Origin of the sequence: Herbiconiux liukaitaii, from assembly GCF_041927495.1 — a bacterium.
Classification (GTDB): Bacteria; Actinomycetota; Actinomycetes; order Actinomycetales; family Microbacteriaceae; genus Herbiconiux; species Herbiconiux liukaitaii.
Map to the genome: position 1 here is coordinate 159,592 of NZ_JBHFHG010000008.1, position 13,265 is coordinate 172,856.

Consider the following 13,265-nt stretch of genomic DNA (forward strand, 5'->3'; position numbering starts at 1 on the left):
CGACTTCTCACGTGGTTCCATGTGCGGTGGATCGGCGGAGCGCGTCGAGCAGCGTCATGATCCCCATCGCTGTCCGGCCGGCCTGGTGATGGGCTGCGATGCGACGGTATCCGAGGTCGCCGAACTCGAGCACGGTGATCTCCGCGCTGAGGGTGCGGGGAATGGCCAGTGCGGGGATGACGGCTGCCGCCAGGCCCGCCTCCACGAGCGCGAGTGCCACGGAGTATTCGGTGCACTCGTGGTCGTAGCGCAGCGTGGTGTGTTCGATCGCTTCGATTCGCGCAAGAGGTTCTCGCCCTGGTGAACCTGAGGGGTGGCCCACCCAGGGTGCGTCGAGGAGTTCGGTCATCGCGGTAGGGGTGGGCCATCCGGCCGGTATGACGATTCGGTAGGGGTCGTCGCGGATGATCGTCTGCACGATGCCCTCGGGCAGAGGTGCCGCCTCCCCGTGCTTGAAGATGGCGAGGTCGAGAGTGCCGGCCCGGAGGGCGGCGTGGGTCGCGTTCAGGTCGTCTCGCGCCTCGATGATCCGCAGGTCCACCGGCGGGTCCGCGTGCCTCAGTTCACGCGCCACGGGGATGAGGAGGGTGTCGATGACCGAGGGGAACGCGGCCACCGTGACCGTTCGATCGCGCACCTCCGAGAGCTCGGACAGCTCGCGGCTCGCCGTGCGCAGCTCGGCTGCGATCGCATCCGCTCGCTCGCACAGCCGCACCCCCGCGACCGTCAGTCGCACTCGACCCGATGTGGATCGGTCGAGCAGTCGCAGACCGGTTTCGCGCTCGAGTTTCGACAGCTGCTGGGAGACGGCCGAGGCGCTGATGTGCATCGATGCGGCCGCGGCCAGCACCCCGCCGGCATCGCGGACCGCCCGCAGTGCCATGAGTCGTCGGACATCGAGATCCATAAGAACTCCTTCACCCCTGCTTCACAAGTTCGAACTCCCAGACAAGTTCAACTGAATGCGAGTCTCGACCATATCGACTTAAGGAGCACGACATGGACCTCATCATCGGAGTCGTCGGGTGGACCGGCACGATCCTCCTGCTCGGCGCGTATGCCTTGCTGACTGCGCGCAGGCTCACCGCCACCGGAGCGATCTACCAGGCCATGAACCTCGTCGGCGGCCTCGCCCTCATGGTGAACACCGCCTACTCCTCGGCCTGGCCGTCCGCGGTGCTCAACCTCGTCTGGTTCGGCATCGGGCTGGTGGGCCTCCTCCGCATCAAGCAGCGGTCCGGTGGGCCCCGGCCCACGAGCGGTGGAGTGGAGTAGGAGTCTCATCCGGAAGTGGTTAGCCTCTTCCGTGGGGGTCGGAGGGGGCGGATGTCGGAGTCAACGGAGCGGGGCGCGGGCGGGTCGCGGCAGCGGTGGTTGTTCCTGCGGGATCTCGTGATCATCGTCGTGGTGGCCCTGCTGGCGTCGGTGCTCATCAAGACGTTCCTCGTGCGGTCGTTCTTCATCCCTTCGGCGTCGATGGAGAACACGCTTCAGGTCGACGATCGCATCCTGGTGAACCAGCTCGAACCGGATCTGATGCCGATCGAGCGGGGCGACGTCGTCGTCTTCAAGGACCCGGGAGGGTGGCTCGACCCGACGGCCGAGGCGCCGAAGAGTCCGGTCCAGGCGGGGCTCGACTGGGTGCTCCAAGGGGTGGGGTTGGCGGCCGACGATGCCAATGACCACCTCATCAAGCGTGTCATCGGCCTACCCGGGGACCACGTCGTGTGCTGCGATCCGCTCGGTCAGATCACGATCAACGACGTCCCGATCGACGAGCTCTCCTACATCGACACGTCGAACGGATCCACGGCGGCGTCGGCGATCCCCTTCGACGTCATCGTGCCCGCCGACTCGCTCTGGGTGATGGGGGACAACCGCAACAACTCCGAGGATTCCCGGTACCACCCCACGCTCCCCGGCAAGGGCTTCGTCCCGACCAGCGACGTCGTCGGCCGGGCGATCCTGACGACGTGGCCCATCTCCCGCTGGACCTGGATCGACAACCACGCCCCAACCTTCGACGCCGTCCCGGACCCCGCCGCACCGCCTCAGTAAAGGGGTCGCCCGGGCGGGGTGATGCGCCTCAGGGGGGGGCCGACGGGGCGCCTTGGATGAGGGTGGCCGCGGGGTTGCTCGTGGGGGTGGTGTGGGGTGGGTCTGCCTGCGCGCCCATCGTGTGGGCGCGAATCCGCTCAGGCCGGTCTGTAGACGTCGGCACGGTGGTCGACGCGCAGAACTCCGATCGTCTGGGCGGCGTCGTCGATGGTGTAGATCACGCGGTACGGCCCGCGGCGGGCGCTGAACGTGCCTTCGAGCTCGCGGCTCAGTGGCTTACCGACGCGGCGGGGGCTGTCGGCAAGGTCCCCAAACGCGAACTCGACGATCGCCGGGACGATGCGCGGGGGGATCCGTTCCATGTCGCGGATCGCGGTGGGAGAGAAGACGACTGTGTAGGTCACTTCGCGGAACGCTTGGGCACGCCGAAACGCGCCCTGACCTCGTCTTCGCCGACGCCATGACCGGCGGCGATCGCCGCCTCGGCCTCAGCGACGTCCTCGACGATGTTGGGCTGGGAGAGCCAGAAGATCGTCTCCTTCATCGACTCCCACTCGCTCACACCGATCAGCATGGCCACGGGCGCACCATTGACGGTGATCGCGTATTCCTCGTGAGTCGTCTCGGCGGTGTCGACGAGTTCGCTCAGCTTGGCCTTCGCGGCCGAGATCGACAGTGTCTGCATGACGACAAGCCTAAACCCTCATATCGGTTTAAGCCAGACCTGAATTGAGACCGACAGGAGCGATGCTCGATGCAATGCTGGACATCGATTACGCAACACCATCATGTGGCGTCACCGAGAGGGCCCGGGCATCGGGCACACCGTTACCGCCCGACGCTGTTCCCGAGCGCTGCGTGTCGCAGGATGCGCGTTCTGCCTCGGATGCGCACCTAGACTGACGCGCATGGGGCAGAGCTGGACCGCGTCGGCCATGGAGTACCTGCGGAACTCGGCGATCTGTCCGCGCTGTGACAGCAGCGAGTTCCTCTACCGCACGTGGTGCCCGCAGTGCGGGGCCGACTTCACCGCGCTCGCCGGTGAGCTGCAGCAAGCCTCGGCGCGGGCTGCGTTCGCGCTCGAGCTCCGCCAGGGCGTGATCGATCGGGTGCCGCAGCTGCAGCGGGTCGAGGCTGCGCAACCGCCGCCGGCGCAGTTCGCGGCGGCTGGGGCTCGGCAGTACGAAGCGCCGCTTGCGGTGGGGTCTGCGCCGCAGTCACCCTCTGCCATCGGCCCCGTGAACGCCTCCGCACCGCCGTCGACCTCGCACCTGAGCGTGCAGTCGGTGCTCGCGGTCGCGGGGGCCGGCCTCGTGGCGGTGGCGGCCATCGTCTTCACGTTCTTCAACCCCGACCTCTCCGACGTCACCACCCGCAGCGTCATCGTCGGAGCCGTGACGATCGTCTTCGGCCTCGGGGCGGTGTTCCTCGCCCGCCGGGGTCTCGCGTTCTCCGCCGAGGCCGTCGGTGCGCTCGGCATGGTCTTCGCGGCCCTCGATCTGTGGGCGCTCGCGCAGGCGGTGCCCGAGGGCCCAGCCGTGCCGCTGGTGATCGGGGCAGCGACGCTCGTGGGGTCGTCGGCGCTCGTGCTGCTCGCGGCGGCTGTGCGCCTGCGCGTCTGGCTGTGGGTCGGTCTCGTCGGCGTCGCCGTCTCTCCCGTCATGCTCGCGCTCGCCGCCGACGATCGCTGGGTGACACTGGCGGGATCGCTCGCGGCGGGCTTCGTCTCCCTCGGGCTCGTCAGGGTGATCGCAGGTCTCAGATCGCGGTTCTCCAGTGCTCTGCGTACCGACTCCGTCACGCTCACGAGCCTTCGCGTCATCACGGTGGCGGCCGTGCTGCTCCAGGCGATCTTCCTGTCGATCGGTGGGGGGTTCCAGACCCTCGCAGCGGCAGCCGCCGCGGTCCTCCTCGCGATCCTCTCCGCCATGAGCGCGCGAAGCGCCAGGGGTGACCAAACCGGTGCGTGGTACCTCTGGAGCTTCCTCGCAGGTGCACTGGGGTCGCTCGCCGTCGCCTTGGCGGCACTCTCCATGCCGGCGGACGGCCCGCAGTTCATCGCATTGGCACCGCTCGGCGCCACCGTCGGTGCGGTCGCCCTCGATCGGCTGCGGCGTGCGCGCCTCCGCGGGCGTCCGTCCGGTGGCGCAGCTGACCGCCGCCGACTGGCGCCGTCTCTTGTGCGAGCTGGAGCCTGGACCGTCGTCCTGATCGCCGCAGCCCCGGCGGCGGCGGTCGCCATCGGCCAGGTTGCCATCGTGCTCGCGCACGATCCCGATCTAGCGGAGGCCGGCCCTGCGTCGGTGATCGGCCTTCTCCTGGTGACGGCAGGTGCGACGATGTCCTTCGCTCGAAGCGGACGCCGCTCGGGCCGGTCGTTGCTGCTGGTGGGGCTCTGGGCAGGAGCGCTCGCCGTGCTCGCCCTCGCCTCCTGGGCATCGTGGGCAACCGCTGCCCAGGTGCTCATCGCGGTCGTCGTGGCATCGGCGGTGGGCGTCGTCGTGCCGCGCCGCCTGCCCGCCCACGTCGTCGCGCCCTTTGTGGTGCTCGCACACGCACTGCTCGTGCTCGCAGCGGCAATCGCCTGGAGCGATCCCGGCATCACCGTCTGGGCCGGTGTGGCGACGACCGCGGCGGTCGTGCCCGTAGCGGGGATGGTGCCGCGTCGGTTCCGGGCCGCCCACGTCGCGGTGGGGTTCGCGTTCGCCCTGGCGGTCTTCGCGCGGATGCTGGAGCTCGGGGGTGTCGAGGTCGTGCCGATCCTCTGCCTCACCACCGTGCTGGCGTCGGCTGTCGCTCTCGTCGCGACGCTCGTGGGCCGCGTGCCCGTGAGTGCGTGGTACGCGGTCCTCGGTGTCACCGCCGTGCCGTTCCTCCTCGGGATCGTCTCGGTGGTCCTGGTCCGCAGCGGGTGGACGGCGCTGTCGACCGCGGTCATCCTCGCCCTCGCGCTCACCCTCGTGCTCACCACCCGCACGGGGCTCAACCGCTGGGTCCGCGCCGCGGCAGCGGGTCTCCTCATCCCTGCGTCGGCCGTGATCGTGGTGTGCCTCGGCGCGCAGGTGCTCATCATCAGCGCCTCGCCGGTGACGCTCCCGGTCATCGCGACGATCGTGGCGGCCGCACTCGCGCTGACGCCCGCGGTCGGCAGACGACTCGCTCTCCGCCTGCCCGCCAGCCACGCGGGTCTCGCATCCACGATGATCGAGCTCTCCGCCTACCTCACGGGAGCCCTCGCGGTGCTGCTCTCCCTGTCCCGATCCGCGGCGGGGCTCGGTACCAGTGTGCTCGTCCTCCTCCTGATCGGGGTGGGTGCGGCGACCGCCGGCGCCCTCACCCGTCGCCGCCTGCCGTGGGTGGCGGCCGCGGTGAGCTGGACGGGCGCATTGTGGAGCGGCTGGGGCCTCGTCGGCGTCGATGTGGCGGAGGCGTACCTCCTCCCGCCTGCCCTCACGGCCGTCGTCGTGGGCGTCGTGATGACGAGACGGCGGATCGCTGCGGGGCCTCGGTTCTTCGCGATCGGCCTTACCGCCGCCGTCGTGCCGACCCTGAGCCTGCTGATCCTCGTGGGCTCGCTCCTGGTCGGCGATCCGCTGCCCTGGCGTTCGCTCGCTCTCGCGGCGACCTCCTTTGCGCTCGTCGTCATCGCACCGCGCCTGCGCGGAACACGTCTGGCCGCTCTTCGTCGATCCACCCTGGTGCTCGCGGTCGTCGCCGCCGGTGGGCCCGCTGTGCAAGCCGTGCGCGCGGGATTGGGGGCGGATGCACCGGGTGCGGGTGCGGGTGCGGGTGCGGGGTTCGGTTTCGGCCTCCTCGGCGATCCGGGGGGCAAGCTGCTGGTCGTGCTCGTGTTCACAGGCGTCGCCGTCGCCCTGACCGTCGTCGCCGGCCGGCAGCTAGCCTCCCCGCGCTCTCGCCGAACGGCGTTCATGCCGGCCGCCCTCTTCGCCGTCGCCGGGCCAATCGCCGCCGTGGACGGCAGCTGGGCGGTCATCGTCACGCTCTGGCTCCTCATGGCGGCACTGCTCTTGTGGATGCTCGCCACGGTCAGGGCGGCACGGACGAGGCCTGTCGTCTCCCCGCCGGTCCTCTTCCTCTTCCCGCTCGCCTGGGTGACGGCGGTGGCCGGCTGGAGCGCTCGCGAGCTGCGGGTGGAGGCGTTCTCGCTGCCTCTCGGGGTGGCGCTGCTCGTGGCGGGTGTTCTGGTGATGCGCGACCGTGCTGCGGATCCGTCTCGTCCCCGGCCGCGCCCTGTTCTGACGTCGTGGCCCGTCTCGTTCGCGGGTTCGTGGCGGCTGCTCACGCCAGGCATCTTCGTCACGTTCGTGCCGTCGATGCTCGCCACGGCCACCGATCCGCTCACCTGGCGGGCCATTCTCGTGATCGCGCTTGCGCTCGCTGCCATCCTGCTCGGCTCGCTGTTCCGGCTGGGAGCACCGTTCATCCTCGGCATCCTCGTGCTCCCGATCGAGAACGCGATCGTCTTCCTGGTGCAGATCGGCCGCTCCATCGGAGCCGCGCCCTGGTGGATGACGCTCGCTACCGCGGGCGCCGTGCTTCTGCTCATCGCCGTCACCTCAGAGCGCCGCACGCGCGGAGCCAAGGGCGGGGGCGCGCGCCTCAGCGATCTCGGCTGACGCCCCACCCGGCCTCGCCCGCTCTGACGTCCTACCGCCTGTGGCGGCTGATGCCGCGCTCACCTCACTCCGCGGGCACCGGCCGGGTGCCCGCGGAGCGACGGCTGATCGGGCCGGAGGCGGCGGCGAACGAGTCGGTGATGAGGTCGAGGAGGCGCGTGTTGTCGATGCCTTCGAGAACGTCGATCGGCGCGGGCTCGACGGCACGGGGGTCGCCGTGAGTGGCGAGCGATCCTGGGGTCCAGCGCGACGCTCGTCCGCGGGTGGGCCCGGGCGCGAGTTCGACCGTCACTGCCCTCGAGCGAGACGTGACGATGGTGGGATCCAACAGCAGGGCCACGGCCACGACGTCGTGAATCCACGTGCCGGGGATGTTCCTGGTCGCAGCAGAGTAGGTCACCCAGGGCCGAAGAGTCGGAATGAGGTACCTCGTGAGGCGGCTGTCGATCCGCTCGAGTCGATCGAGGTCCTCATGGACCAGCATCGTCCTCGTCGAGACATCCAGGGGGATCAGGGTCACGGCGGCCCCGCTGCCCAGGACGATCGCCGCGGCTTCGGGGTCGAATCCGAAGTTGGTGTCGACGAGGTACCCGTCGACATCGAAGACGCCCCCCATGATGACGATCCGACCCACGTCCTTTGCGAGGTCCGGGTAGAGGCGCAGGGCGAGGGCGATGTTGGTGAGCGGTCCGATGGCGACGATCGTGACCTCGCCCGGATGGGCAGCGACCAGCTCCCCGATGGCTTGAGCGGCGGGCATGGCCGGCGCCGTGCGGAACGGCTGCGGTCGGGGGGTGTCCTCCCACAGATTGGCCACGGTCGCGTCCCGAGCTCCGCGGTCGAGATGCGCACGCCACCGTGTCGGGTCTTCGACGAGAGCACGATCGGCGCCGAGGTAGAGGGGCACGTCGACGTCGAAGTGGCCGAGGAGCGTCTGCGCGGCGGCGTAGCCGATTCGGTTCGGGGTGTTGCCGGCCACGATGGTGATCGCCAGGAGGTCGAGTCGATCTCGCGCAGCGACGGCCAGGGCGATGGCGAGTCCGTCGTCGACGTTGGCACCGGGGACGGCGTTTCCGGGGTCGCAGTCGATGATGAGCTTCACGCCTTCACCTCGCGCGTGAACACGCACCCGCACGACCGGCGAGGGACGAGGCGGAAGTCGCACACGATCATCGTCGGCTCTGCTGTCGACTCGGTCGCGAGCAGAGCGAGGGCGTGCGCGGCGATCTCCTCGACAGGCTGTTCGACGGTCGAGAGTGCGGGGATGCTGTACTCGGCATTCGTCGTTCCGTTGAAGCACATGATCGCGACCTGGTCGGGCACTCGGACGCCGTGTTCGTCGGCGGCCGCCAGGAAGCCGAGAGCCTGCTGCTCGTTGGCGACGAAGACGGCATCCGGAAGCTGCGGCAGGGTCAGCACCCGCGTAGCGGCTTCGTACCCACCGCGTCGGGTGTACGGCGTCTCGAAGACCAGATCGTGATGCTCGTCCAGCCCCGAGTCGCGGAGCGCATCCTTCCACCCCTCCAATCTGTCCTGGGAGTTCTGCTGATCCAGCGGACCTGCGATGGTGGCCACCGTCACGTGGCCGTGCTCGATCAAGTGCCTGGTGGCGGCCGCAGAGGCCGCTCGCTCGTCCACGCGCACCCCTGCCGTTCCCGACGCAGGCTCCGGTTCGTCGAGGATGACGACCGGAACCCGCCCGATGGCCTGGTCGAGCCACGGGTGGTTCCGGTCGACCCCGTAGAAGATCAGACCGTCGATCTGATGCTGCAGGAAGGTGCTGACCAGGTCAGCTTCACGGTCAGCGTCATCTGCGGAGTCGCCGAGCAGAATGCTGAATCCGCGGCGGAACGATTCATCCTCGATCGCGTGGGCCAGCGACGCGATGAACGGGTTGGCGACATTCGGAACGATCAATCCATAGGTCTCGGTGGAGCCGGAAGCGAGCGCCCGGGCGATCCCGTCCGGGCGGTACCCGGTCTCCTCGATCGCCGCGAGCACCCGCAGGCGGGTCTCCGCCGCAACGGGCCTGGGCCCGTTGTTGACGACATAGCTGACCACGGCGACCGATGTCCCCGCCACCCGGGCGACATCGGAGCGCGTGACTTTGGCTCGACTCATGCAGTTCCTTCTTCGATGGGGGTCTTGGCCTCGAACAGTCTGTCGTCTGTGGCGTCGTGGGTGAGGTTGAGGTCGCGGCCGCGGGTCTCGGGAGCGAAGAACGTGGTGAAGACACCGATTCCGGCCATGATCACCCAGTACAGGGCCAGCGGCCACCACGCACCGAACGCGGCGAGGAGTGCGGAGGCGATGGCCGGGGCCGTTCCGCCGGAGAGGATCGACCCGAGCTCTTTGCCGAGCGCCATCTTCGTGAACCGGTTCCTGGCACCGAACAGCTCCACCCCGTAAGCGGCCTGCACGCCGAAGATGCCGAGAGAGGCGATGCACATTCCTACGACGATAATCGTGATCACCACGGCGGGATCGCGCGACTCGAGCAGAGCGAAGGCCGGGAACGCGTAGAGCACGAGCAGGATGCAGAAGACGCGGTAGGTGATCCGTCGCCCGAACCGGTCGGAGAGATAGCCGGCGAGGGGGATGACGGCGAACCCCAGGATGGATGCGATCAGCACAGCCGAGGTCGGCACGGAGGCATCGACGAGCAGCACCTTCGCGACGTACCCGACGAGGAAGCCCTGAGCCATGTAGGACGGGCCGTTCTCGCCGATGCGGAGCCCCAGCATGATGAAGAACGCCTTGTTGCGGCGCCAGAACGAGCGCTCGTCCGGCGCGGCGGCGATGCTGGCCGTGCGCTCCTTGATGGCGTCGCGCTGCTGCGCGAAGACGGGGGTCTCCTTCATCGTGCGGCGCAGGATGAGTGCCGCCAGCGCGATGATGATGCTGGCGAGGAACGGGATGCGCCAGCCCCACGAGTACAGCGCCTCCTCGGGGAGCTGCACGATGAGCAGCCAGGCGCCCGAGGCGATCAGTGTTCCGCTGTTCGATCCGATGGCGACGATCGACGCCACAAGCCCGCGCCGTCTGCGGGGCGCGTACTCCGCGAGGATGATCGCCGCTCCGGACAGCTCTGCGCCGGCACCGAAGCCCTGCATGATGCGAAGCACCAGCAGCCCGATGGGTGCCCAGATCCCCACCTGCTCGAAGGTGGGCAGCGCGCCGATGAGGGTCGTGGCTCCACCCATCAGCGCGACCGTGGTGACGAGGACGAGTTTTCGTCCGTGCCGGTCGCCGAGCCGGCCGAAGAAGATCGCCCCGAGCGGGCGGGCGAAGAACCCCACGGCGTAGGTCGAGAACCCTGCCACGAGCGCCACTGCGGGGGATGCGTCGGGGAAGAACAGGGTGTTGAACACCAGGGCGGTTGCAAGGCCGTAGAGAGCGAAGTCGACGTACTCCATGGTCGTTCCGAGCCATGACGAGATGGTTGCGGTGCGGAAGTTGGAGCGGCCTTCCGGTGTCAGCAGCTCAGCATCCGCCGCTGACAGGTCGGGGGTGGTGGGTTTCATGATGTCCTCTCGATCGAGCATCGCCGCTCGAAGCACTGCGATGCATCAACGCGCCGCAACTCGCCGGAATTGGTGAGTCTACGCGCGTAGACCATGTCGATATCTACGCGCGTAGACTCTGATTCGCGAAGGTATCCGGTTGCCCAACACGGCACAAGCGGCAGCCCAACATCTCGTGAAGTCGGGTTCGGGATGCGCCGTGCCACGCCACCTGATCGGGGGCTTACGGGCGCACGGCGGGTCCGTCATGCTCGACAGGTCGCGGTCACTCGAGCTGCGTGCCGTTCTGGCGGCCTACCCTTCGAAAGAGGCCCCTCTCCCATGACCCGACAGACATCCGCGGCGGCGATGACGCCCATGCGCCGTGCGGCACGTGCCCTGCACGCAGTCGCCAAGAGATCGTTCCTCGCGCGCGCCGCGCTCGTGGTGCCGACGACCGTGGCGCTCAGCCTCGTCGCCGGTGCGCTGCTGGCGCCCGCCGCCACCGCCGCGCCCGCCACCGCTGCGCCCGCCGCAGCCGTGACCGCCGCCGACCCGAGTGCCGCGCTCGGCCTCGACGTCCCGATGCTCGGCGATCCCGGCAAGAGCGTGAAGCTCGAGGTGCGCGTTGCGCCGTCGACCACCGATGCCGACAGGCAGACCTACCCGACCATGGATGTCGGGGTCTACGCCGACGGCCGGGTCAAGCTCGTCTCCGGAGGAAATTGCCTCGACACCTGGTACGCAGCCGAACTCCAGGTCTTCCGCGAGGTCGGGATCTTCACGGGCTGCATCGAGAACCCGTCGCAGGCCTACTATTTCGTGCCCGCGAACAACCAGCCGAGCGCGGGCGCCGGCATCGTCGACGATGACCGCTGGTTCTACATCGTCTCGCAGAGCGGCAACCAGTGCTTCAGCAGCGCGAACCACGGACTCACCCCGGTGAACGACTTGGGCGCGCGCCTCAAGCCCTGCGAGGCGGGCAACCACTCGCAGCAGTTCCGCATCATCAACGATGCTCCCGACGTTCTCGGTATCCACCGTCAGTGGGAGAACATCCTCGGCCTCGCCCTGGGGTACGCCACCAATCACTGCTCCTCGTACTCCGGGCCGCCCGAGAACTCCCCCTGCTACGTCAGCACGGCGACCAGCGTCGACGGAGCGTCGTGGTCGGCCGCCGGCAGCCAGGCGGCGGGGTCGCTCGGCGTCCTCACCACGCGAAGCGCCGGCTGCGGCACCATCGACCGCACCTCGTTGCCCGAGATGCACAACGTCACCAGCGACCCCATTCCGGTCGACCTGACCACCTCGGGTTCGTACGCGCACCAGACGAGCGTCAGCAACACCGAGACGTCGACCGCCAGCGCCACCTTCCAGTCGGGGGTGAAGGACGTCTGGTCGGTGTCCGGCACCCTGTCGTTCTCGTGGGAGCACCAGGAAGTGACGGTCAACACCGCGACCCAGGGCAACCAGACCACGATCAAGCCCACACTCCAGCCGGGCGACTGGCTGATGGGCTCATGGGAGAGCCAGGTGCTGCAGTTCACGGGCCTCTGGAAACTCGGAGTCGACACGCCGTCGACATCCCCCGGCAGCCTGACCTGGTTCCTCCCGTCGACGAGCATCCTGCCCGCCTCGCTCACCAGCACCAAGTCGAACCCGCTGACCTTCTCCCCCGTGACCTCGCGCATGAAGAAGGACTGCGACGCCGGCCCGCCCGCCATCAACACCGCTCCGCCGACGCTCAGCAGCACCGCGGACTGCAGTGCACCGGCCTCGGCGCGTGTGCGCACCAAGGTCTACGCCTGCCCCGGCACCTGGACCATCCCAGGCATCAACCCGGAGCCCCGCTGGGCGTACCAGTGGTACACCATCCCGCAGGGCAGCAACACGCCCAGCATGATCCCGGGTGCCACCGCGAGTTCGTACACGGTGAGCGAGCAGGTGCTGCCCCCCTCACCCGCGGTGAGCTACCTCGGCGTGATTGTGACCGAGATCGGCCCGATCACCCGCAACGAGTCGAAAGCGGCCACCACCCTCGACACCGCGCAGCTTCAGCCGGCCCTCGCGGGAACGGCCCCGGCGGCGACGAACTTCGTCGGCCGGGTACCTGACGGCATGGCCGGCGTGGCCTACAGTGCCGCCCTGGTCGCCGATGCGGGCAGCGCCCTGCAGCTGTCGAGCGACAACGGCGATCTCGACGGGTTGAGCATCTCGGCCGACGGCGTGCTCTCCGGCACTCCGCGCTCGAGCGGCGACTACTCCTTCAGCATCACCGACACGCCCAGTGACGGCGGCCCGGCGCAGACGGTGAGCCACGTGCTGCACGTCTCGGCGCCGCCCACCGCCTTCGCGAGCTCGACCGAGATCGCAGCGACCGTCGGCCAGGCTCTCTCGACAGACCTGGTGACCTCGGATGCCGCGGGCGAGCCGCTGAGCATCGTGGGCACCCTGCCGCGCGGCTTGAGCTTCGACGGCGCGACCGGCGAGCTCACGGGCACGCCGGTGGCCGCGGGTGTCACGCAGTTCACGGTGGAGTCGAGCTGGGCGTCGGCCACCTTCACGGTGACCGTCTCCGATGTGGCGACGGTGCTGAGCCCTGATGCCCTTCCGGGCGGAACGGTGGGTGTCGCCTACTCGGCGGAGACGGTCTCGAGCATCGGCAGCAACGTGCTGGTCGGACTGCTCGGCACGGCGCCGGCCGCCGAGGTCGATGCTCCCGCCGGGCAGCTGGCCGCGCCCGACCTGAGCGCCTTGGGTCTGTCGCTGCACTCGGAGACCGGACAGATCACCGGCACCCCGACCGCCGCAGGCACGGTCACCATCACGGTCGCGAACCTGGGCGATGCGTCGGTGGCGCCGGTGACGAAGACGATCGTCATCGCGCCGGCCGCCGGCGGGTCGAGCCCGGCAGGCAACGGCCCCGACAAGACGACGCTCGCCGCGACCGGCTCGGGAGCGGGCGAGCTCGGCCTGGCCGCCCTGCTGCTGGCGGGGCTCGGTGTGGCCGCGGTGGCCACGCGGCGACGGCGCACCCGCCTCAGCTGAGCGGATCCGTGACCTCCGG

Annotated in this window: 10 protein-coding genes; 4 read left to right on the forward strand and 6 right to left on the reverse strand. The window is 69.2% G+C overall.

The window, feature by feature from the left end; genetic code table 11:
- Positions 1-7: 7 nt before the first annotated feature.
- The gene (locus ACEXQC_RS17310; protein ID WP_374825242.1) at positions 8-907 is read right to left on the reverse strand and encodes a LysR family transcriptional regulator; all 900 of its coding nucleotides are present in this window, start codon (positions 905-907) and stop codon (positions 8-10) included.
- A gap of 92 nt (positions 908-999) precedes the next feature.
- On the opposite strand from ACEXQC_RS17310, the gene ACEXQC_RS17315 reads away from it, so the two are divergent.
- Together ACEXQC_RS17315 and lepB are read left to right on the forward strand one after the other, a co-directional pair.
- Positions 1,000-1,275, forward strand: coding sequence for a CBU_0592 family membrane protein (locus ACEXQC_RS17315; protein WP_374825244.1), 276 nt, complete (start codon positions 1,000-1,002; stop codon positions 1,273-1,275).
- A 51-nt stretch (positions 1,276-1,326) separates the two neighbouring features.
- On the forward strand, positions 1,327-2,058 hold the full coding sequence (gene lepB, locus ACEXQC_RS17320; protein WP_374825246.1) for a signal peptidase I: 732 nt from the start codon (positions 1,327-1,329) through the stop codon (positions 2,056-2,058).
- Between the two features lie 137 nt (positions 2,059-2,195).
- On the opposite strand, the gene ACEXQC_RS17325 is transcribed toward lepB, so the two are convergent.
- Together ACEXQC_RS17325 and ACEXQC_RS17330 are read right to left on the reverse strand one after the other, a co-directional pair.
- Positions 2,196-2,462, reverse strand: coding sequence for a type II toxin-antitoxin system RelE family toxin (locus tag ACEXQC_RS17325; protein ID WP_374825248.1), 267 nt, complete (start codon positions 2,460-2,462; stop codon positions 2,196-2,198).
- Complete coding sequence (locus ACEXQC_RS17330; protein WP_374825250.1) at positions 2,459-2,743, reverse strand: type II toxin-antitoxin system Phd/YefM family antitoxin; 285 nt, start codon at positions 2,741-2,743, stop codon at positions 2,459-2,461. Before ACEXQC_RS17330 ends, ACEXQC_RS17325 begins: the two co-directional genes overlap by 4 nt.
- A gap of 223 nt (positions 2,744-2,966) precedes the next feature.
- On the opposite strand from ACEXQC_RS17330, the gene ACEXQC_RS17335 reads away from it, so the two are divergent.
- Entirely contained in the window at positions 2,967-6,695 is a 3,729-nt protein-coding gene (locus ACEXQC_RS17335) for an SCO7613 C-terminal domain-containing membrane protein (RefSeq protein WP_374825252.1), read from the forward strand.
- A gap of 64 nt (positions 6,696-6,759) precedes the next feature.
- On the opposite strand, the gene ACEXQC_RS17340 is transcribed toward ACEXQC_RS17335, so the two are convergent.
- Genes ACEXQC_RS17340 through ACEXQC_RS17350 form a run of 3 tightly spaced genes read right to left on the reverse strand, consistent with a single transcriptional unit; the run spans position 6,760 to position 10,219 of the window.
- Entirely contained in the window at positions 6,760-7,797 is a 1,038-nt protein-coding gene (locus ACEXQC_RS17340) for a nucleoside hydrolase (RefSeq protein ID WP_374825254.1), read from the reverse strand.
- Entirely contained in the window at positions 7,794-8,816 is a 1,023-nt protein-coding gene (locus ACEXQC_RS17345) for a LacI family DNA-binding transcriptional regulator (protein ID WP_374825256.1), read from the reverse strand. The genes ACEXQC_RS17340 and ACEXQC_RS17345 overlap by 4 nt, the downstream gene beginning before the upstream one ends.
- Positions 8,813-10,219, reverse strand: coding sequence for an MFS transporter (locus tag ACEXQC_RS17350; protein ID WP_374825258.1), 1,407 nt, complete (start codon positions 10,217-10,219; stop codon positions 8,813-8,815). Before ACEXQC_RS17350 ends, ACEXQC_RS17345 begins: the two co-directional genes overlap by 4 nt.
- 321 nt (positions 10,220-10,540) lie before the next feature.
- Between ACEXQC_RS17350 and ACEXQC_RS17355 the strand changes: the two genes are divergently transcribed.
- On the forward strand, positions 10,541-13,246 hold the full coding sequence (locus ACEXQC_RS17355; protein ID WP_374825260.1) for an Ig domain-containing protein: 2,706 nt from the start codon (positions 10,541-10,543) through the stop codon (positions 13,244-13,246).
- Positions 13,247-13,265 lie beyond the last annotated feature (19 nt).

Bases quoted from the DNA above. Each gene is read 5' to 3' on its own strand.
- ACEXQC_RS17310 (WP_374825242.1), bottom strand. From the start codon at position 907: ATGGATCTCGATGTCCGACGACTCATGGCACTGCGGGCGGTCCGCGAT.
- ACEXQC_RS17315 (WP_374825244.1), top strand. From the start codon at position 1,000: ATGGACCTCATCATCGGAGTCGTCGGGTGGACCGGCACGATCCTCCTG.
- lepB (WP_374825246.1), top strand. From the start codon at position 1,327: ATGTCGGAGTCAACGGAGCGGGGCGCGGGCGGGTCGCGGCAGCGGTGG.
- ACEXQC_RS17330 (WP_374825250.1), bottom strand. From the start codon at position 2,743: ATGCAGACACTGTCGATCTCGGCCGCGAAGGCCAAGCTGAGCGAACTC.
- ACEXQC_RS17335 (WP_374825252.1), top strand. From the start codon at position 2,967: ATGGGGCAGAGCTGGACCGCGTCGGCCATGGAGTACCTGCGGAACTCG.
- ACEXQC_RS17345 (WP_374825256.1), bottom strand. From the start codon at position 8,816: ATGAGTCGAGCCAAAGTCACGCGCTCCGATGTCGCCCGGGTGGCGGGG.
- ACEXQC_RS17350 (WP_374825258.1), bottom strand. From the start codon at position 10,219: ATGAAACCCACCACCCCCGACCTGTCAGCGGCGGATGCTGAGCTGCTG.
- ACEXQC_RS17355 (WP_374825260.1), top strand. From the start codon at position 10,541: ATGACCCGACAGACATCCGCGGCGGCGATGACGCCCATGCGCCGTGCG.